This is a genomic window from Mesorhizobium shangrilense, from assembly GCF_040537815.1.
Lineage (GTDB): Bacteria > Pseudomonadota > Alphaproteobacteria > Rhizobiales > Rhizobiaceae > Mesorhizobium > Mesorhizobium shangrilense.
In genome coordinates this window covers 1-19,813 of the sequence record NZ_JBEWSZ010000005.1, presented here as the reverse complement: position 1 = coordinate 19,813, position 19,813 = coordinate 1, and the positions used below count along the sequence as shown (strand labels likewise).

The following is a 19,813-nucleotide window of genomic DNA, read 5'->3' as shown; positions in this document are numbered from 1 at the left end:
ACCCCTGTCATGCCGCCGGCACGGACATCGCCGTCTCGTCCTGCTTCGGGCGATTGGCGGGCAGCTGCGTGCCGGTCAGAACATAGTACGCATTTTCAGCGATGTTGGTCACGTGGTCGCCGATGCGCTCGAGATTCTTGGCGCAGAACAGAAGATGCGTACACGCGGTGATGTTGCGCGGGTCTTCCATCATGTAGGTCAGCAATTCGCGGAACACCGACGTGTACTTGACGTCGATGCGTTCGTCGTCGGCCCGCAGCTTGGCCAGTGCGGCCGCATCGCGTGCCGCGTATTCCTCGATAACGCCCTGCACCTGGATCAGCACCAGCTGCGCCATGCCGTCGATCGAATGCGACAGGTCGCGCGGAGTGACGCTGAGGCCGACTGTGCCGACACGCTTGGCGATGTTCTTGGCAAGGTCGCCGATGCGTTCGAGATCGCCGGCCATGCGGATCGAGCCGACGACATGACGCAGGTCGTCGGCCATCGGCTGCCGCTTGGCGATCAGCGTGATGGCGCGGTCGTCGAGCTCGCGCTGACGCGCATCCATGATGGCGTCATCGGAAACGACGCGCTGTGCCAGTGCGTTGTCGGAATTCAGCAATGCCTTGGTCGCGCCACCGACCATCGAGCCGGCGAGATCGCCCATGTCGCTGATGAGCCTGCTGATCTGTCCGAGATCCTCGTCGAAAGCAGCGACTGTGTGTTCGCTCATGATCTTAGTCCCTCGTATGCCTGAGCTCAGCCGAAGCGGCCGGTGATGTAGTCCTGGGTGCGCTTCTCGCGGGGCGACGTGAAGATCTTCTCGGTGCGGTCGAACTCGACCAGTTCGCCCAGATACATGAAGGCGGTCTGCTTCGACACGCGTGCTGCCTGCTGCATGTTATGGGTGACGATGACGATCGTGTAGTCGGCTTGCAATTCGTCGATCAGCTCCTCGATCTTGGCGGTCGACAGCGGATCGAGCGCCGAGGCCGGCTCGTCGAGCAGGATGACTTCCGGCTTCACCGCCACGGTGCGGGCGATGCAGAGCCGCTGCTGCTGGCCGCCGGAGAGGCTGAGGCCGCTGGCGTTGAGCTTGTCCTTGACCTCGGTCCACAGCGCGGCGCGCTTCAGCGCCTGTTCGACGCGGCCGTCCATCTCCGACTTGCTGATCTTCTCATAGAGCCTGACGCCGAAAGCGATGTTTTCATAGATCGACATCGGGAACGGCGTCGGCTTCTGGAACACCATGCCGATCTTGGTGCGCAGCAGGTTGAGGTCCTGCGAGCGGTCGAGAACGTTCTGACCGTCGAGCAGCACCTGGCCCTCGGCGGTCTGCTTGGGATAGAGTTCGTAGATGCGGTTGAAGACGCGCAGCAGCGTCGACTTTCCGCAGCCCGACGGGCCGATGAAGGCGGTGACGCTGCGCTCCGGCAACGACAGCGTGATGTCCTTCAGCGCCTTCGACTGGCCGTAGTAGAAGTTGAGGTTCTTGACCTCGATCTTGGCCTTGGTGGCGGTTGCCTCGGCGGCGATCGTCATGTCTGGAGACAGCATCTGGCTCATTTGTCCTCTCTGCGTCCGGTCAGGCTGCGCGCAAAGATGCTGAGCGCAAGAACCGTCAATGTGATGATGAGTGCGCCGGTCCAGGCCAGTTGCTGCCATTCCTCGTAAGGGCTGAGAGCGAACTGGAAGATGGTGACAGGCAGGCTGGCCATCGGCGCGTTGAGATTGCTCGACCAGAACTGGTTGTTGAGCGCTGTGAAGAGCAGTGGCGCCGTCTCGCCGGAGATGCGGGCAATCGACAGCAATATGCCGGTGACGATGCCGGAAAGGGCGGCGCGATAGGCGACCGACTTGATGACCACCCAGCGCGGCGCGCCGATCGCGGTGCCGGCTTCGCGCAGGGCGTTCGGCACCAGGTTGAGCATGTCCTCCGTGGTGCGCACGACGACCGGGATCACCAGGATGGCGAGAGCGACCGCGCCGGCAAGCGCCGAGAAATGCCCCATCGGCCGCACCATCAGTTCGTAGACGAACAGACCGATGATGATCGACGGCGCCGACAACAGGATGTCGTTGATGAAGCGCACCACCGTGGTGAGCTTTGAAAAGCGGCCATACTCGGCCATGTAGGTGCCGGCCAGCACGCCGATCGGCGTGCCGACAATGACGGCGATGACGGTCATCACTACGCTGCCGTAGATGGCGTTGAGCAGGCCGCCGGCGTCGCCGGGAGGCGGCGTCATCTGCGTGAACACGTCAAGCGACAGGCCGGCCGCGCCCTTGTAGACCAGCGCGCCGAGAATGAGCGCCAGCCAGACAAGTCCGATGCCCGCAGCAATGACGCACAGCGTCATCATCACGCCATTCTTCCTCTTGCGGCTCTGGTGAAGCGATGTGGCTGTCGACATCGGTCAGGCTCCCGTGCGGGCGTCGATGCGCATCAGCATGTAGCGTGCGATGGCAAGGATCAGGAAAGTGATGACGAAGAGGATCAGGCCGAGCGCCACCAGCGACGAGGTGTAGAGATCGCCGACGGCTTCGGTGAATTCGTTGGCGATGGTCGCCGAGATCGTCGTGGCCGGCGCGAACAGCGATGTGCTGATGCGGTGCGCGTTGCCGATGACGAAGGTCACCGCCATGGTTTCGCCCAGCGCGCGGCCAAGGCCGAGCATGACGCCGCCCATGATGCCGATCCGTGTGTAGGGAATGACAACCCGGCGGGTCACTTCCCAGGTCGTGCAGCCAATGCCGTAGGCGGACTCTTTCAGCACCGGCGGCACCGTGTCGAAGACGTCCTTGGTGATCGAGGTGATGAAGGGCAGCACCATGATGGCAAGGATCAGGGACGAGGTCAGCAGGCCAATGCCGTAGGGCGGACCGGCAAACAGGCTGTTGAGGCCGGGAATGCCATGGAACACGCCGATGATGAAGGGCTGCACGGTCGTCTGCAGGAAAGGTGCCAGCACGAACAGGCCCCAGATGCCGTAGATGATCGAGGGGATGCCGGCGAGCAACTCCACCGCCATGCCGATCGGGCGCCGAAGCGGGCGCGGGCAAAGCTCGGTGAGGAATATGGCGATGCCGATGCCGAGCGGCACGGCAATCAGGATGGCGATGGCCGAGGTGACGATCGTGCCATAGATCGGCGCCAGCGCACCGAATTTCTCCGTCACCGGATTCCAGCTTTCGGTGGTCAGGAAGGAGAAGCCGAAGGTGGACAGGGCCTGCCAGGAACCGGCGAACAGCGAGATCGCGACACCGCCGAGCAGGACCAGCACCAATATGGCGGCGGCCCGGGTCATGCCGTGAAAGACGGCATCTGTCAGCGCGAACCGTTTGACAGTCGCGTCACGCGAACCGCGAATGGCTGGCAAGGCTTCCTGGGCAGCGCTCATGTCAGGCTCGGCTCTTTGTCTTGAGGAAAAGGGGCGCCGCCATGCGACGCCCCCTCAGGTATGGTTATTCGCCCGCGAAGACCGGCTTGCCGTCAGCCTTGATATCGGCCTTCCACGAGGCCTTGATCAGGTCGACGACGCTGTCGGGGATCGAGACGTAGTCGAGCGCCTTGGCGGTGTCCTTGCCGTCCTTGTAGGCCCAGGCAAAGAACTTCAGCGCTTCGCCGGTGGCCGCGGCATCATCCGGAGCCTTGTGGATCAGCACCCAGGTCGAGGCTGCGATCGGCCAGGTGGCGTCGCCCGGCTCGTTGGTGATGATGACGTTGAAGTTCTTCGAGCCCTTGAAGTCGGCATTCGAAGCAGCCGCGCCAAAGGATTCGAGCGACGGCTCGACAACCTTGCCGGCGGCATTCAGCATCTTGGAGTAGGACAACTTGTTCTGCTTGGCGTAGGCGTATTCGACGTAGCCGATGCCGCCGTCGGTCTGCTTGACGGTGTTGGCAACGCCTTCGCTGCCCTTGGCGCCGACGCCGACCGGCCATTCGACAGCGGTGTCCGAACCAACCTTCGACTTCCAGTCAGGCGACAGCTTGACCAGGTAGTCGGTGAAATTGAAGGTCGTGCCCGAGCCGTCCGAACGGTGGACGACGGCGATGGCGGTGGACGGCAGGGTGAGGGTCGGGTTCAGCGCCTTGATCGCGGCGTCGTCCCAGGTGGTGATGGCGCCGAGGTAGATCTGTGCGATCGTCTTGCCGTCAAGGACGAGTTCGCCCGGCTTGACGCCGGAGAGGTTGACGATCGGCACGATGCCGCCCATCACCATCGGGAACTGCACGAGGCCGTTCTTCTCGAGGTCGGCATCGGACATCGGCTTGTCGGTGGCGCCGAAGGTCACGGTCTTGGCGATGACCTGCTTGATGCCGCCGCCGGAACCGATCGACTGGTAGTTGAGGCCGATGCCGGTGTCCTTCTTGTAGGTGTCGGCCCACTTGGCGAACACCGGATAGATGAAGGTCGAGCCGGCGCCGGAAAGATCCGCGGCCATTGCTGCAGAGAGGGTGAGGGTAGACGCCGCAGCCATTGCAATCGCAACAGCCGCCGAGCGGATGAAATGTCTCATGTGGCCTGCTCCTGTTCGGAAGATGGTCTCTCGGCGCCATTCCTTTCAGCGCCCGCTGAGGCCAATAGCCTTCGATTATTACAGTCGCATGACAGTTTCATGTCACCCCGGTAACGCCGCATGGCGGCACCGGAAACGAACGCCGTCGGCTCTTCCGGACAGAAGCGGAGTTTGTCCCGGGAATCATGGGCTTGCGCGTTTTTCAGTCGATATTCGCCACCAGCGCGGCGGCGTCCGCCCTGACAAAGAAAATCCGGGCGGGAGCGCGTTGCATTCGGCCAGAGGATGTCTTGGCCGAGCCGTCGCCGAAAACAGGTCCGTTGGGGTAGATTGACGCTGTTCCATGCCGGCGGTCGCTGCTCCCGCCCGTAACTGAGGAGCGGAACTCGAATACAGATATTGTCCCGGCTGGACCTTAGCTTTGATATGGCGCGATCGCACCATAGCCTTTCGCACAAGAGCAGCGCCCGAATCTCGATCGAAACCAATACTATCAGTTTCGGCGATGGTCTTCCGTTCGGTAACAACCGTACACAACGACCCCATCGCGTCCTGTAAGGGATCTCGCTGACGCCGCGTCGTGCGGGGCCGGCTAGCCGACGTCACGCCGGCGTTCGTTGCCCGACCCCACCCAGCGTTCGACTTTTTCCAGCAGGGCGCGCGGGCTGATCGGCTTGGGCAGGTAATCGTCCATGCCCGCCTCCAGGCAGCGTTCGCGATCGCCCTTCAAGGCGTGCGCGGTGACCCCAACGATCGGGATGTGCGTGCCGTTGTCTTCCTCCAGCCGGCGAATGGCGGCCGTTGCCTCGAGGCCGTTCATCTCGGGCATCGAGACGTCCATCAGGATCATCCGCGGATTGAGCCTGCCATAGGCGTCGAGCGCCTTGCGGCCATTGCCGACGATTTCGAAGCCGTAGCCGGTCTCGCCGAGAATCTGGGTGAACACCATCTGGTTCACCTCGTTGTCCTCGGCGACGAGGATGTCCAGACGGCGCTCGTCACCTGGCGCCGCGCGCAGACGGGGACGAATTGGCGGCGGTTGCAGCAGCGCCCGCCCCGACACCGCGACAAGCGGCGGCTCCATCACGCCGATGCCAGCCGCCCCATTCGAGACCGGCATGCCGATGCCTGTTGTCGTATGACGATGGCGCTGGATGGTGGCGACCAGCGTTTCCAGAAGCACGGAGGAACGCGCCGGCTTGATCAGTTGGGCATCGATACCGAGATCGCGATAGCTGGTGTTGGCCAGGGACTGGTCGACGGAGGTCAGCATGACGATCGGCGTCTCAGCGAGCCCGGCGGTGTTGCGCACGATGCGCGCCATCTCGGCGCCGCTCATGCCCGGCATCTGGTAGTCGAGCACGACACAGTCGACAGGCACGCCATAAGCGGCCGCGGCGATGAGCACTTTCAGCCCCTCCGCGCCACTTTCGGCCGCGCAGGAATCGAATGTCCACGAGGCCATCTGCTCGATCAGGATCGCACGGTTGACCGCATTGTCATCGACGATCAGCACGCGTGCTCCGGTGACATCCACCGGCATGATCCGCTCCGCTGTCGATTGCCCGGCTCTCGGCAACGTCACCGTGAACCAGAAGGTGGAACCCTTGCCTTCGGCGCTTTCGACGCCGATGTCGCCACCCATGAGATCGACCAGCCGCGACGTGATGGCGAGGCCAAGCCCGGTGCCTTCATGCCGCCTGGTCGACGAGGTGTCGACCTGACTGAATTTTTCGAAGACGAGTTGCAGCTTTTCCTCGGGAATGCCGATGCCCGTATCAGTGACGGCGATGGTCAGCTTGGTTCCCGTCGGAACCCTTTCGCCGGTCACGTCGACCAGGACGTACCCTTCGTCGGTGAATTTGACCGCATTGCCGAGCAAATTGGTGACGATCTGCCGGATGCGGCCGACATCGCCGATGAAGAGGCTGCCAAGGCCGGGCTCGATGCGCACGATGAGCTCGAGGTCCTTCTCCTTGGCCCGCGTCGACACCAGCGTCGCCACGTCCTCGATTGCCTCGGCAAGGTTGAAGGGTGCCGGATCGAGCACGAGTTGGCCGGCGTCGATCTTGGAGAAATCGAGGATGTCGTTGATGATGGTGAGCAGGGCATTGCCCGACTTCACGATGATGTCGGTAAACGTCTTCTGCTTCGGGTCGAGGTCTGACTTGGCAAGCAGTTCCGCCATGCCGAGCACGCCATTCATCGGCGTGCGGATCTCATGGCTCATATTGGCGAGGAATTCCGACTTGGCCCGGTCGGCAAGCACGGCCCGCTGCCGCGCCTCGCGCAATTCGGCCTCGCGCTGCTTCAGCTCGGTGATGTCGGTGGTGGAGCCGATCAGATAGAGCGAGCCGTCGGAGGCGATCATCGCGCCCTTGCGCGCGAACTGGTGGCGGACGCTGCCATCGGCAAGCGTCACGGTTTCCTCCACCTCCTGGGTTTCCCCGGTGCGCAGCACGGCCAGGTCGCCGCTGACGAAGGCCTCCCCGTCCGCCCCGAAAATCTCGATGTCGGTCTTGCCGATCGCCTCTTCCTGGCTGAAGCCGGTGAGATCGCACCACCCCTTGTTGACGTAGAATTGCCTAAGGTCGGAGCGCTTGGCGTAGATCGACACCGGCACATTGTCGATGAGGCTGCGAAACACCTCGTTCTCGCGCATGCTTTCTTCCAGCGCGCGCTCGCGCGCCTTGACCTCGGTGATGTCGGTGCTCGAGCCGACCAGATGCACGGATCCGTCGATCGCCACCAGGCGGCTCTTGCGGGTCATCAATTGCCGCACGGTGCCGTCGCGATGGGTGACGGGCTCCTCGACTTCCCTGACCTGTCCGGTAGCGGCGACTTCGCTGTCATCGTTGCTGTAGCTTTCGGCATCCTCGGCGCCGAACAGCTGGCGGTCCGTGCGGCCGATGGCGTCTTCCTTGGCAAGGCCGGTCATGGCGCACCAGGCCTTGTTGACGAACTCGATGCTCAGATCCTGCGCCTTGATGAAGGCTGCCACCGGCAGTTCGTCCATGACATGCCGGAACAGGTCGATCTGGCGCATCGAGTCGCGCAAGGCCTCCTCGCGGCTCTTGATGTCGGTAATATCGACGCGCACGCCGATGAACGTGCCATCCTCGGTGCGCATGTCATAGACCTGGTGCCAACGACCATCGGGATTGACGCGTTCGAAGGATGCGCTGGGCAAGCGGCACCGCTCGACAATCCCATCAGCCCAACGATCGGGATCCCCATCGTAGAGCTTGTCCAGTTCCGGGTCCCCGCTTTGACGGAAATACCCGGCCGAATGGCCGTATGCCAATGCCTCGCGGAAGGTGCGGCCCGGCTGCCATACAGGCTTCAGCTCCGGAATTGCATCCTGCATCTTGTGGTTGGCGAAGACGAAATTGTCATCGCGGTCGTAGATGATCACCCCGGCCGGCAGCGATTCCAGCACGGTGGCAAGATGCTTGCGCGCATCTTCGGCTTCGGTCTCACGGCGCTTCATGTCGGATATGTCGAAGAGGAAACCGGCGACGTAGTTGCGGCCGCTGGCCATGCCGACACGGCTCTTCCTGACGATGCGCGAGCGGCTGGCGCCATTGAGTTCGAAACTTTCCTCCACTTCATAGGGCCGGCCAGTCGCCAGGACTTCCTTTTCGCTTCGTTCGAAAAGCGCCACTTCATGCGGAGAAAGAAAATTGTCGCCGGGTTTGCCCAGCATTGCCTGCGGTGTCTGGCCGAACAGCGCAGAGAACGCCTCATTGACGAACACGAAGCGCAGATTTTCATCCTTGACGAAGACCGGGTCCTTGACGGCGTTGATCACTGCTTCCGCCAGCCGTGCTTTCTCCAATGCGTCAGCAAGCTCGGCCTCGCGGTCCTTCATGTCGGTCACATCGACATAGGAGATGAGCCGTTTGCCACCGGCAAGCGGCGCCACGGATGAGATCAGTGTGCGGCCGTCACTGCGTGGCAGCTGCCTCGATCCGCCTACACCGGCCCTGATTTCCGCCTCGCGCTCGGCAACGTGCCGCAGCCATGCATCGTCGTTGGCCCCATAGGGGTCGATGTCTCGGCTGGCTTCCATCAGGTCGCGGAAGCTGCAACCAACCTCCACGCGCCGGGCGTCGATCTCCCAGAAGTCGTAGAAGGCGCGATTGATGACTTCCGCGCGCAGGTCCGCGTCGACGACGACGATGCCGATCGGCATCGAGTCGACCATGGCGTCAAGGTTTGTAAAGGGTTTCCGCGCCTGCTCCATCTCGTCGAACGCCCCGGCCAACGCCGTGACATTGCGACCGACACCTCGATAGCCGGCAAACTTCCCGTCGGCATCGAATTGAGGAAAGCCGGTGATCGAAACCCAGCGGCAGTCCCTGCCGCCACCCTTCAGCTCGTAGACGAAATCGCGAAAGGGCCTGCGCGCCTGCAGGTCTTCCAGATGCGTTGCCGCAGCGCGACTACCGTTCAGCACCTGCTTGAGGAAGTCGAAGCGGAACCGGCCAAGCACCGCCGCGGGGGCGATGCCGGTTGCCTCCTGGTAATTGTCCGAAAGCCAGGAGAAACGCAGCTCTGCGTCGGTCTCCCATATCCAGTCAGAACCTGCGTCGACGAGAGCGCGGAGCGCTTCCACCGTATCCAGGTATCCAGCCGATGACGGCATGTCGTCACCACACGCGGCCACTTTACCGGGCTCGCGCTTGTTGCGCGCCCCAAATTTTTCGTCCGCTTCAGCCATGCCGTCCCACCCCGAAAATCAGGTCGAACCCTCCCCCGAGGTTCGTTCGCGGAATGTGCCTCAGAAGCATTAACGATCGGCTAACCTTAACAAATCGCCACCAGCCGATCGCTGCCCATTCGAATTCGACCTTTGCCTGCGCCATTCCGCCGGTTGTCGGCGATATGCAAGCCGCGTTATAAGCCCAGCAGGGGTGTACATATGTTTGAGCGGATTCTGCCTTTTTTCCTGGGGCTGGCGTTACTTTTCAGCGGCGGTTGCGCGCGTAGCTATGACGGTACGGTGATCATTCCCAAGCCGCTTGATGCGAGACGGTTCTTTGACAAGGTGCCACCGCGCACGCCGCAGCCGCTCATCGAACCCAGCGTGTTTCCGGTCGCGCCGCAGGAACCACGAAGCTTCGAACCGCGCCGTGCCACACACCACAAGGCGGCCACGAGACGCGTGTCGAGGCTCTCCAGCCCTCCGCTCTCTTCTTCCAAGCCGGAAAAGCCCCTTACCTGCAGGAACGTCAGCGAGCCGGGCCAGCGGTACCGTATGGTCTGCGAATAACGGTTTCCGTGCGTCAACCGGCTCAGAGCGTCGCGGCGCCTTTCCTCGGTTCTTTGGCACCAAGCTTTTCCAGCGCAAAGCGAACCTGACGCAGTTCGTCCTGCCAGCCGTCATCGTCTCCCATCGAGCTTTCCGAAGCTGCCCGCTGCAGCCCGCGTGCCTCGGACTCTATGCCCCGAAGTTCCGCGATTTTCTGTTCGGTGGACAGAGAGCCGTCCTCGACAATCTCATGCACCCTCATTTCCCTGAACGTGGCCATGGCAGCTGCTCCCGGTTGATCGCCATTCACAACGCCGCGATTGCCCGGGCGTTCCGGACAGGGGTTTCGAGAACGAACCTTGACCAAACCGGCGTGCAACCTTTGCCTCCTTTCCGCGTTGAGGGGGTGGGAAGGAGAACCCACATGTCGATCCACTTCACGGTATCGGGTCTGACCAGAAACCTTTTTCATTCGCTCGGGCTGGACAATCAGCGCGCGCCAAGGCCCCTCAATCCCGAGCAAAGCCTGTTGCTGGAATGCTATCTGGCGGGTCAAATCCCTGAGTCGGCCTGGAACGACTATGTCTTCGAGACGCCGGAACTGGCGCGGCATGTCAATGCCAGACGCAGCCAGCACTGACTGGGAGCGCAAGCAGGACTTTCGCACTCATTTGAACTCGGGCGACGCTGCCTGGGCTTTCATTCAATCTGGACGATTTGAGCCGGCGCGATCTTCCGGGATTATCGCAACCGGTCCAATGTGATTATTGTTTGGCCCGGAACTGCAACGTAAACACCGTGCCCGCGATTCCCTTGGCCAGTGTCGGGGAAAAGGTTAGCGGCAGGCATTGCGCCAACGCTGAGGTCGCGGCATCCACGAAGAATTTCCGCGCCTTTGCATCGCCTTCGACATGGATGGCGGTTGGCCGCGGCGGTCCGATCAACGTGCCGTCGCGTTTGAAGCTGAAACTCAATGTGACGGTGGAATTCTTGACATCGGACGGCGGGTTCCAGCAGGCGCGGATCGCGGCCCCGACGTCATCCATGGTGTTGAGCGTGGCGGCTTTCGACTGACCGGCTGTTCCCGCGACGATCGAAATCGCCATGATCAGGGTTACAGAAGCTCGCATTGCAAAATGCCCTCGCCAAAGCACGCCGTGATGTCAGGACATTTATGGTAGAGCAGGCGGTGGCGATGACAATATGTCTCGTCGCCACGTTTCCGTGCAGGCCCCCGTCGCCCTGCCAGCGCAATCGGTGGCTGGTTGACGAGCGGTCGGGCCTGGAAAGCAAAAGGCCGGCACAAGGCCGACCTTTCATTCCACTTCGCCATTCGCGCCAGTACATCCGTGGTCGCGGGCTGAAAGTGGATCACCAGCCCAGTAAACAGGGGAATGGTTAACGAAACCTTAATTTCGCGACGATCGTCATGGTTGATCAGCCCGACTGCGGTATCTCGCCACGGAACCCTACTGCGGCTGCTTTTCGTTTTCAGCGGCGCGGAAACCGGAGGCGGTTGCGTCAGACTCGCAGATATAGGCGCCTTGTTTCGTATTCCCGTAATTCCTGCTGCCCGCGAAGTGGAAAATCTTCGACTTCAGGTTCACCCACACCACCGTCCCGGCCGGACAACGGGCCTTCGCCTGGGCTTCCGTCGCGAACTGGTTGGCGCCGGTCGGCGTACCGGCCACTGATGGTGCCGGCACGGTCTTGGTCCGCGCCGAGGAAGGCTTGGTCGTCGTGGTGGCCGGTGCCGTCGTGGTGGCCGGCGCGGGCATCGGGGCTGCGGTTGTGCTCTTGTCCCCGGGGATCACTTCGGTTCCGGCGCGGCAGGCGGCGACGAAATCCTTCTTGGTCTCGCCGGATTTCTTGATAGCGTCCTTGTTGGCCGCATACTCCGCGTCGCAAGCCTTTGCCGTCTTCACGTTCCCGGTCGCAGCGCTGTTGGTAGATGCTGGCGCGGTATTCTTGGCAGGAGCGGTCGTGGTGGCCGGCGCGGCGGCGCCAGACGTCGTATCGGTACCGGCGCGGCACGCAGCGATGAAATCCGCCTTCTTCTGGCCGGAGGCCTGAATGGCCGGTTTGTTGGCGGCGTACTCGGCATTGCATTCCTTGGCGGTCTTGGTGGCAGCCATTACGGCACTCGGCGCGAACGCCATCATGACCGCAACAGCAGCGATCGAAAGCATGGGGGCAAACTGCACTCGCATCGCAAACTCTTCCTTCCTCTTGTGAAGGGTCACCCTGGGGATACCGCTCCACGACATTGCTGACCAAGACCGTGGCGCTTGCTGCCAGGCAACACCATGGCAGCAGGCGCCGGGTTCGGAGCCCGATCAAACCGTGCCAAAGCTCGGACGATCAGCCGCTCGCCGTCGTTATAGCCGCCGGGCTTGGGGGCAGCGACTTACGGATTCGTAAGGTATCCGGACCATGGCGGCCTGCGGAGCGCCGTCGGCGCTTGAGGAGCCTGGGGAGAGCTTCTTCAAATGCATGTCGCCCACTGCCGTGACGGGTGCGGTTCAGCCATTGTGCCGGTTCGTCGTCTCCGCTTAATGTTCGACTGGGGTGAAGGGGAACGCGAATGCACAACGAGAGCGGGAAACTGGCCGCGTCGATCGGATCGACAGCCGAAGAAAACGCCCTGATATTCCGGCCCTGATGGTTGACGGACCAATGGGCGCCGATCATTTCGGCTACGTCGCGTTCGGGCAAGACGAGATCTTTGCCGTTGGGGCGCTTTTCAGCGCATTGCGGCTTTTGCATTACTGTCCGGGCGCCAATATCAAAGTCCTCACTGACAGGCCTCATATTTTTGATGGCTATCCAATCGATACCGTTAGCCTGACCCCAGAGCGGATGGCCGAGATGTCCTTTGGCGGCAGGTACAAATTCGGGATAAAAGCCGCTGGCATCATTGAACTGCTGAACCGGTCGGACCGATTGTTTTTCATGGACACCGACGTCTACCCGGTAGGCGACATCTCGAAATGCTTCGACCAGATTTCCGCATCGCGATCGATAATGTGGCGTCGTGAAGGGCGCCCCAAGAAGTCGTTCCAGGCACTCAACGGACAAGGCATCGCACTCGACGGCCACATCCTGACCGGAAACGAGACAATGTGGGCCAGTGCGGTGCTCGGGATCCATCGTGACAATGTCTCGAGACTGGTCCACGCATACGCCACTGTTGAGCAGATGATCGGCATTGTGCGGGCGCATACTTCCGAACAATTCTGCGTGGGGATTGCGTTGTCGAGCGACGGCCGCAAGATTATCCGTCACCGGCTCCCGCTGCACAACTACAGCACCAAGGGCAAGAAGCTGTTCGCACGTCAGCGGATCAAATCGTTTTTCGATGCCAATAGCCACCTGACTGTTAGCCAGCAGATCGACAATGCCTCGAAATACCGCGTTTGGCGGACGCCAATCGATGTGTGGGATCAGCGGCATATATGGTCGTTCGGGTGGGCCGACAGGCTTCTAGGCCGCAAGGCGCAACGATAGATATACCGATTTCGGCGGCAAGCCCGACGGTGTGTGGGCGGGATCGTTCGACAGGCCTTGGAAATGGCGCAAGCGGGCGGCGGTCCAATAGAGCCCGCTGCCAGCGGGGGGGCTTGGGGTCGGCAACGGGCTCTTTTTGGGCGGCGAGGAAATACGCAACACACTCGCACGGGTGATCATGGTCAGGGCGTGTGATTGAGACCTTAACCGGGTCCGGACAATTTTACCGATCGCGGCGAAGCTGTGGATAAACCACTCGGGAACGCCGCCATCGTAATGACGATCGAGGCCGAGACCGTGCTTATCAGGCGTAGTGTTCAAGTATCGCAGCGCGGTTGTCGAAACATAGCGACAATGAAGCTGAGGATCGCTTCCGAAGACCGCTAAAATATGCCATCAATACGCCCTGCTCCGTTGAAGAGAATGACTCCAAATGGAGTGTCAACGCAACAGAAGCGCGGCAAGAAACCCACCGCTTCTTATTAATATATCCTCAATCATAATTGGGTGCCTCATGGCGAATGTTGAATACGTTCCCGGAACACTAGTCCCGACTGACCTTGTGCCGCTGATCGGCCTCTTCGTGGTTCGCTTCAGCGCGATGGAAGGGGAAATGAACCAACTTATTTGGCACGTGGCGGGATTGGACGAGACAACCGGACGAGCTTTTACAGCTAGCATTTTGAACTATCGCCCCCGCGCTACACTTCTAGAATGGCTGTCACCTCGGGTAGCGGAGATAGATCGCGCAAAGATCAAGACGCTTGCTCATGAGTTTATGAGGGTCGCTGACTACCGGCATCGAGTCGTTCACGATGAAGTTGGCTGGTATAGCCCCTCCACAGAAGCTGTAGGCGTCTGGCGGGCGGAAACTTGGCTGACGCCCAAAAAAAACACAGAGGTCTCACAAAAAGCACTCGCTTACTATTCAGCGCTTTCGTGGGAGGTCCAAGCCAGAATGCAACAGTACCGCGTCAAAAATCCAAGGTGGTCCGACGACGCGCATTTTCCATGGCACGACAAACCTCTAGAGCCACCTCCGAAAACGACCGGTCGATAGCGAAACCAACACGGCCATCGATCCAACGCGACCGCTTTAGGCTTCAGACTGGCAGATAGCCATTGGTGCGAAGATATTCCGTCAGAATTTGGCGGATGGCGTCGGATGGCGGCTTCGGCTTATCAGCGATGAAGGTTTCGATGGCGAGCCGAATATCATCACGAAGACGACCATCAATGCGAGGAGTTTGACCGGTTGCCGTCATCGTTGACCGAACCGGAACTGAGTTCGATGGTTCGTGAAGATCTCGACACTCGTCGCGTCAATCTGCATTGTTGTGAGTTTGCGCCAGATGCCACTTACCCACAAGCTCGGACTGGCCACCCGCTTTAACCTTACTAAGGAACTTCAAATAAAAACATCCATTCGAAAAATGTCTCCTGCCGAAAACGTCATCATATTCAGCTCTAAATATCAGATATATTCTCTTTTCTCCTTCCATCACCTCTTTCAGCAATTCAGGCGTAACTGCCTCGGCCGTACCTGCTTTCCCAAAGGCTGTTACTCCACTCTGCATGGTGTTAGGCGCGATTAGCTGTCCGACTGCGGGGACTATTATCGCTGGGCCGCTGAATTTGATGGGGTGTTCCCGTATCTCGCAGATCGCAACGTAGGCCACTCTATTCGCCGGAGACGCCCCGTTGTTTTTATAGCCAAATTCCACCTCGATAGGCTTCCCCGCTGTGATTTCCCTAATTATGAGGTTTGTCGGGCTGGAGATATCCACGCCAATGTATGCCCGAACTTCGGCCTCCCCGATCTCTCGCGTATCCTTTATAGCTGTTCGGGTGTGAACGAGGGAGCGGTAGAGGGCATAAAGGCCCAAAATGCTGACGCCCAAGCCTACGGCGGAAAGTATGACCGTCAGCATCGACCAGTAGGCCATGTCTTGTTGGGCCTTCAAGTCCTGCCTGGCACGATCTTGCAATTGATAGGATTTAATAGCTTCGAAAAGGCAGTCGGAGAAAGCTGGATTGACCGGGGCTACCGTTTGGCATTTCTGCATTATTTCGTTGGCAGCCTCACGTTCGTGCTGTTCTGCTTGTTGTTGATATTCGATATAGGCCTTACCGCCCAAATTATATTGCTGCCATACGCCAAGACCGCCAGAAATAATGAGGTAAGCTACCGTTAAAGCGACACCTAAAGATGCAAAATGCCTGAGCAAATTCATTTCGCCTCTGAAATGTATTCGAGGACCAACCGACCCTTGTGGGTCACTAGTGCGTATCCGAAAAGGTTCTGAGAGGGGCCCGTCGACCATTCGTGAATGGCCGTCATTGATTCCGATCGCTGTTCAACAAGTCCTAGGCTAACCATGTCGGCCAACAATATTTCATTTGTCTGAATGTCGAGCCCATCTATGAATCTGTCTTCGCCGTTGATGGGGAGTGTACGCGTCGGTGACTTCATTCCATCTGGCGACGGCATGAAATGGACGCCAATCATTTTTACACGTTCCCACGGAACATGATGGTCTGTCGCATTTTCTAGATTGGCTATTTCCTTCAACATTGAGATGTGGCCATCCGTCAGCCGGTCCAACATCGAGAATACCAAAGCTGTGAGATTCACATTCTGGGGCGAATAGAAAATTCCACTCACGGTTGCGTTCCGTAAGGCCTCAAGTTTCTCTTGTCCAAACGAGCGAGAGGCGATGTTCATAGCATGGGACAAAAGGGCCGGCGCGGGTTCCCGCTGCAAAGCAATCTCAATATCCTGACGCTCAAAAAGCGCGTCCACTTTTTTTGCCAACTCGACCACAAAGCGATCCCGGATCGGGGAATACGCCACCTGCAAACCACGCAATCGCCGGCCCCAACGTAGGGATGCAATTCAACAGCATCATGGCTACGCTGTAGACCGGCTCGTGGATACTGGCCAACTGCTTAGCGCGATCGGTCTTTTCGGCTTCCGTCATTGAGCATGCCTCCCAGGCTGAGAAACCGATAGGAGGCGGTCGTACGACGGTCAATTGGCTGTAGCGGCCCGTCCGTTCGGCACTGTACGTAGCCGTTTATTTGACTGATATTCGATAGCGCCGGGGAAATGCAGCCTAACTTAGATTTTCTTGGTACGCCCAAGGGGAATCGAACCCCTGTTCCCGCCGTGAGAGGGCGGTGTCCTGACCGCTAGACGATGGGCGCGTTCAAGAACCGGCGATATAGGCTGACGGATTGGAAAAAGCAACTGGGCTTCCGACAGCTTTATCACATCGGCGCCGGACCGATGGAAAGTCTATCGTTTCGGCTCGATCAGGTCCCAGAGATTTCCATGGAGATCGGCGAAAACCGCCACCGTGCCATAGACTTCATGACGTGGTGCTTCACGGAACTCGACGCCCTTTTCGAGCATCGTCGCATGGTCGCGGGCAAAATCGTCGGTTTCGAGGAACAGGAACACGCGACCGCCGGTCTGATTGCCGATGCTTTTCCTCTGGGCGTCATCGGAAGCCTCGGCCAGCAACAGCCTTGCGCCGTGCCCGCCTGCCGGCGCGATCGTCACCCAGCGTTTGCCGTCACCAAGGTCCACGTCCTCGGCGAGCACGAACCCCAGCCTGTCGACATACCAGGCGATCGCCTCGTCATAATCCGCGACGACAACGGCGACGGTGGCGACACGGCGATTGCCCGCGAACCCGGTCATCCGTTGTTGCCCATCATTTGTTGCGACCCATTATTTGTTGCGGATTGCAAATCGGCCGACGATGCGGCGCTCGGCGACGTCATAGACGAAGATCACGCGGCTGCCGTCGGCAAGTTCGGCATCTATGGACAGGCGGTTGCCTGAGAGCGACTGGCTGATCACCTTGGCGCCGACGGGCAGTACGATATCGCCGCTGACCGGCTCACCTGCGGGCGCCTGGAAATCGCCGGCCGGCTGCACGGCGGGTGGTGCGTTGCGCGCTTTGTAGACAAGGGCCCCGATCACCACCATAAGGGCGAGGAACAGAATGCCGAGATTGATGACGATGAAGCGGACGAGTTTCTTCCGCACCTTTTCGACCTCGGGGTCGAGGGGCTTCTCTTCGTCTTCCTCGACAAGTGGCCTGGCCATGGCAGAATTCCGGAATGTTATCGATGAGCGCTCATAACGAAGAGACCCAGAAATTCATAGAGGCCGCGCCGACCGTGCTGGAAGCGGGCGCCGATGCCGCGGGACAGCGCCTCGACCAATGGCTGGCCGCCAAGCTTGGCCCGGACATGTCGCGCAGCCGGGTGCAGATGCTGATCAAGCAAGGCGCGGTCAGGGTCGACGGCAAGCCTGTCGACGAAACCAAGCGCAAGATGATCGCCGGCGAGAGCGTGTCGGTCGCCATGCCGGAGCCGGAACCGGCCGAACCGCAGGGCGAGGACATCACCCTCGATGTGCTCTACGAAGACGACGAGTTGATCGTCATCAACAAGCCGGCCGGGCTTGTCGTGCATCCAGGCGCCGGCAACTGGACGGGAACGCTGGTCAACGCGCTGATCCATCACTGCGGCGACAGCCTTTCAGGCATCGGCGGCGTGCGGCGGCCAGGCATCGTCCACCGCCTCGACAAGGAGACCAGCGGCGTCATGGTCGTGGCCAAGACCGATCGCGCCCACAAGGCGCTGTCCGAAGCCTTCGCCGATCATGGCCGGACCGGCGATCTCGAGCGCGCCTATCTGGCGCTGGTCTGGGGCATACCGCAGAGGCCGACGGGAACGGTGGACGCGCCGCTAGGCCGCGCCGCCGACCGCGTGCGCCGCGCCGTGGTGCCGGAAGGCCGCGACGACGCCCGCCACGCCATTACCCATTTTACCGTGGTGGAGCGCTTTGGCGAGAAACAGCAGGAATTCGCCACGGCAAGCCTCGTCGAATGCCGGCTAGAGACTGGACGCACCCACCAGATCCGCGTTCACATGGCCCATATCGGCCATCCCGTCGTTGGCGATCCCGATTATGGCCAGGCCTTCCGCACCAAGGTCAACCGGCTGCCCGAACCGCTGAAAAGCGAGGTCAAGGCATTCCCGCGGCAAGCTTTGCATGCCCGCCTCCTTGCATTTCGCCATCCCGCTACCCATCTCACGATGAGGTTCGAGGCACCTATACCGAGGGACATGGAGGCACTCGTGGTTGGCTTTCGCAAGCTCTGAACCTGCCATCAAAAAACCTGACTGGCATTGTTCACTTCAGCGTGACACACTGTTTCGTGTTGAACAAATGCCTGTATTTTCTGGTTTTGTTCCTGTATAAATCGGTTGTCGCGGGCGAGCCTTCTGGTGCTCGCGTCACATGCCCGCCGCGTTTCGGGGGCATCACTCCAATAGAGAGGGGGCGCTATCATGGCCCAGTCACTACCCAGTATCGTTTCCGGCGAAGGCGGCCTCAGCCGCTACCTGGAAGAAATCCGCCGCTTTCCGATGCTTCAGCCGCAGGAAGAGTACATGCTCGCCAAGCGTTATGCCGAGCATGAAGACACCTCCGCCGCGCACAAGCTAGTCACCAGCCACCTTCGGCTCGTCGCCAAGATCGCCATGGGCTATCGCGGCTACGGCCTGCCGATCGGCGAAGTGATTTCGGAAGGCAATGTCGGCCTGATGCAGGCCGTCAAGAAATTCGAACCCGAGCGTGGCTTCCGCCTCGCGACCTATGCCATGTGGTGGATCAAGGCCTCGATCCAGGAGTACATCCTGCGCTCGTGGAGCCTGGTCAAGATGGGCACGACCGCCAACCAGAAGCGCCTGTTCTTCAACCTGCGCAAGGTGAAGGGCAAGATCCAGGCGCTGGACGACGGCGACCTCAAGCCCGATCAGATCACCGAGATCGCCACCCGCCTCAACGTGTCGGAAGCGGAAGTCGTGTCGATGAACCGTCGCCTGTCCGGCGACGCCTCGCTCAACGCCCCGATCCGGGCAAGCGAAGGCGAATCCGGCGAATGGCAGGACTGGCTGGTCGATGACCACGAAAGCCAGGAAGACATGCTGATCGAGCAGGACGAGCTGGAAAACCGGCGCGGCATGCTGTCGGGCGCCCTTGCGGTGCTCAACGATCGCGAGCGGCGCATCTTCGAGGCACGTCGCCTCGCCGAGGAGCCGCTGACGCTGGAAGAACTGTCGGCGGAGTTCGACATCAGCCGCGAGCGCGTGCGCCAGATCGAGGTGCGCGCCTTCGAGAAGGTGCAGGACGCGGTCAAGGCCGCCGCCAAGCGCCAGATGCAGGCACTGCGGACCATCGAGGCACAGCCGGCGGCGTAAAGCGACGGCAACGAAATACAACAGCGGCGTCAGGAAACTGGCGCCGCTTTTTTTGTGAGTTCGGCCTTCGCGATTGGCGTTTTCTCGCCCCCGCCAAAAACGCAGGGCAATCGCATATGGTGTTCCCCCTCTCCGTCTCGGCTACGCCGAGCCACCTTGTATCTACACGAGAGAGATTTCGTGGGATTGAAGCGATTGAGCCAAGGTCCGGGCGGCCGCCCGGACCTTGGCTTGGCGAAGTCGCCCGTACCACCTGAGGTTACAGCC

20 protein-coding genes and 1 tRNA gene are annotated in these 19,813 nt (G+C 60.5%); 6 read left to right on the top strand and 15 right to left on the bottom strand.

The window, feature by feature from the left end:
* Positions 1-7: 7 nt before the first annotated feature.
* From phoU to ABVQ20_RS32255, 6 genes are all read right to left on the bottom strand, one after another.
* Positions 8-715, bottom strand: a complete 708-nt coding sequence (gene phoU, locus ABVQ20_RS32280) for a phosphate signaling complex protein PhoU (RefSeq protein WP_354463752.1) — start codon at positions 713-715, stop codon at positions 8-10.
* A gap of 26 nt (positions 716-741) precedes the next feature.
* A complete protein-coding gene (gene pstB / locus ABVQ20_RS32275) occupies positions 742-1,548 on the bottom strand; it encodes a phosphate ABC transporter ATP-binding protein PstB (protein WP_354463751.1) in 807 nt (268 codons plus the stop codon).
* The gene (gene pstA / locus ABVQ20_RS32270) at positions 1,545-2,396 is read right to left on the bottom strand and encodes a phosphate ABC transporter permease PstA (protein WP_354463750.1); all 852 of its coding nucleotides are present in this window, start codon (positions 2,394-2,396) and stop codon (positions 1,545-1,547) included. Before pstA ends, pstB begins: the two co-directional genes overlap by 4 nt.
* Before the next feature lie 3 nt (positions 2,397-2,399).
* Positions 2,400-3,383: a phosphate ABC transporter permease subunit PstC gene (gene pstC, locus ABVQ20_RS32265; protein ID WP_354463749.1), complete on the bottom strand. Its 984-nt coding sequence runs from the start codon at positions 3,381-3,383 to the stop codon at positions 2,400-2,402.
* A 64-nt stretch (positions 3,384-3,447) separates the two neighbouring features.
* The gene (pstS, locus tag ABVQ20_RS32260; protein WP_354463748.1) at positions 3,448-4,503 is read right to left on the bottom strand and encodes a phosphate ABC transporter substrate-binding protein PstS; all 1,056 of its coding nucleotides are present in this window, start codon (positions 4,501-4,503) and stop codon (positions 3,448-3,450) included.
* A 592-nt stretch (positions 4,504-5,095) separates the two neighbouring features.
* Positions 5,096-9,226, bottom strand: coding sequence for a PAS domain-containing protein (locus tag ABVQ20_RS32255; protein ID WP_354463747.1), 4,131 nt, complete (start codon positions 9,224-9,226; stop codon positions 5,096-5,098).
* 201 nt (positions 9,227-9,427) lie between these two features.
* On the opposite strand from ABVQ20_RS32255, the gene ABVQ20_RS32250 reads away from it, so the two are divergent.
* Positions 9,428-9,778, top strand: a complete 351-nt coding sequence (locus tag ABVQ20_RS32250) for a hypothetical protein (RefSeq protein WP_354463746.1) — start codon at positions 9,428-9,430, stop codon at positions 9,776-9,778.
* A gap of 22 nt (positions 9,779-9,800) precedes the next feature.
* Here the strand turns inward: ABVQ20_RS32250 and ABVQ20_RS32245 are convergent, their stop codons facing one another.
* Positions 9,801-10,136: a hypothetical protein gene (locus tag ABVQ20_RS32245; RefSeq protein WP_435528472.1), complete on the bottom strand. Its 336-nt coding sequence runs from the start codon at positions 10,134-10,136 to the stop codon at positions 9,801-9,803.
* 45 nt (positions 10,137-10,181) lie between these two features.
* Here ABVQ20_RS32245 and ABVQ20_RS32240 point away from each other — a divergent pair, with 45 nt between their 5' ends.
* Entirely contained in the window at positions 10,182-10,397 is a 216-nt protein-coding gene (locus tag ABVQ20_RS32240; protein ID WP_354463745.1) for a hypothetical protein, read from the top strand.
* Between the two features lie 124 nt (positions 10,398-10,521).
* Here the strand turns inward: ABVQ20_RS32240 and ABVQ20_RS32235 are convergent, their stop codons facing one another.
* The gene (locus tag ABVQ20_RS32235; protein ID WP_354463744.1) at positions 10,522-10,887 is read right to left on the bottom strand and encodes a UCP034077 family protein; all 366 of its coding nucleotides are present in this window, start codon (positions 10,885-10,887) and stop codon (positions 10,522-10,524) included.
* 339 nt (positions 10,888-11,226) lie between these two features.
* Positions 11,227-11,682, bottom strand: a complete 456-nt coding sequence (locus tag ABVQ20_RS40565; protein ID WP_435528471.1) for a hypothetical protein — start codon at positions 11,680-11,682, stop codon at positions 11,227-11,229.
* Positions 11,683-11,830: 148 nt separating this feature from the next.
* Between ABVQ20_RS40565 and ABVQ20_RS40560 the strand changes: the two genes are divergently transcribed.
* Positions 11,831-11,992 carry a hypothetical protein gene (locus ABVQ20_RS40560; protein ID WP_435528470.1) on the top strand — a complete coding sequence of 54 codons (162 nt, stop codon included), beginning with the start codon at positions 11,831-11,833 and terminating at the stop codon, positions 11,990-11,992.
* Between the two features lie 441 nt (positions 11,993-12,433).
* Positions 12,434-13,264: a hypothetical protein gene (locus ABVQ20_RS32225; RefSeq protein WP_354463742.1), complete on the top strand. Its 831-nt coding sequence runs from the start codon at positions 12,434-12,436 to the stop codon at positions 13,262-13,264.
* Positions 13,265-14,367: 1,103 nt separating this feature from the next.
* Here ABVQ20_RS32225 and ABVQ20_RS32220 read toward each other — a convergent pair.
* The 6 genes from ABVQ20_RS32220 to ABVQ20_RS32195 form a co-directional block, all read right to left on the bottom strand.
* Positions 14,368-14,529 carry a hypothetical protein gene (locus ABVQ20_RS32220; RefSeq protein ID WP_354463741.1) on the bottom strand — a complete coding sequence of 54 codons (162 nt, stop codon included), beginning with the start codon at positions 14,527-14,529 and terminating at the stop codon, positions 14,368-14,370.
* 57 nt (positions 14,530-14,586) lie between these two features.
* The gene (locus ABVQ20_RS32215; protein ID WP_354463740.1) at positions 14,587-15,498 is read right to left on the bottom strand and encodes a hypothetical protein; all 912 of its coding nucleotides are present in this window, start codon (positions 15,496-15,498) and stop codon (positions 14,587-14,589) included.
* Positions 15,495-16,133 carry a hypothetical protein gene (locus ABVQ20_RS32210; RefSeq protein WP_354463739.1) on the bottom strand — a complete coding sequence of 213 codons (639 nt, stop codon included), beginning with the start codon at positions 16,131-16,133 and terminating at the stop codon, positions 15,495-15,497. Before ABVQ20_RS32210 ends, ABVQ20_RS32215 begins: the two co-directional genes overlap by 4 nt.
* A 263-nt stretch (positions 16,134-16,396) precedes the next feature.
* Positions 16,397-16,471: transfer RNA gene (locus ABVQ20_RS32205), tRNA-Glu, on the bottom strand.
* A 91-nt stretch (positions 16,472-16,562) separates the two neighbouring features.
* Positions 16,563-16,970, bottom strand: a complete 408-nt coding sequence (locus ABVQ20_RS32200) for a VOC family protein (protein ID WP_354463738.1) — start codon at positions 16,968-16,970, stop codon at positions 16,563-16,565.
* Positions 16,971-17,000: 30 nt separating this feature from the next.
* Positions 17,001-17,381 carry a fimbrial protein gene (locus ABVQ20_RS32195; protein WP_354463737.1) on the bottom strand — a complete coding sequence of 127 codons (381 nt, stop codon included), beginning with the start codon at positions 17,379-17,381 and terminating at the stop codon, positions 17,001-17,003.
* A gap of 23 nt (positions 17,382-17,404) precedes the next feature.
* Here ABVQ20_RS32195 and ABVQ20_RS32190 point away from each other — a divergent pair, with 23 nt between their 5' ends.
* Together ABVQ20_RS32190 and rpoH are read left to right on the top strand one after the other, a co-directional pair.
* Positions 17,405-18,445 (top strand): RluA family pseudouridine synthase, encoded by a 1,041-nt coding sequence (locus ABVQ20_RS32190; RefSeq protein WP_354463736.1) that lies wholly within the window; start codon positions 17,405-17,407, stop codon positions 18,443-18,445.
* A 189-nt stretch (positions 18,446-18,634) separates the two neighbouring features.
* Positions 18,635-19,546 carry an RNA polymerase sigma factor RpoH gene (gene rpoH / locus ABVQ20_RS32185; RefSeq protein ID WP_142869964.1) on the top strand — a complete coding sequence of 304 codons (912 nt, stop codon included), beginning with the start codon at positions 18,635-18,637 and terminating at the stop codon, positions 19,544-19,546.
* Positions 19,547-19,813: the final 267 nt, after the last annotated feature.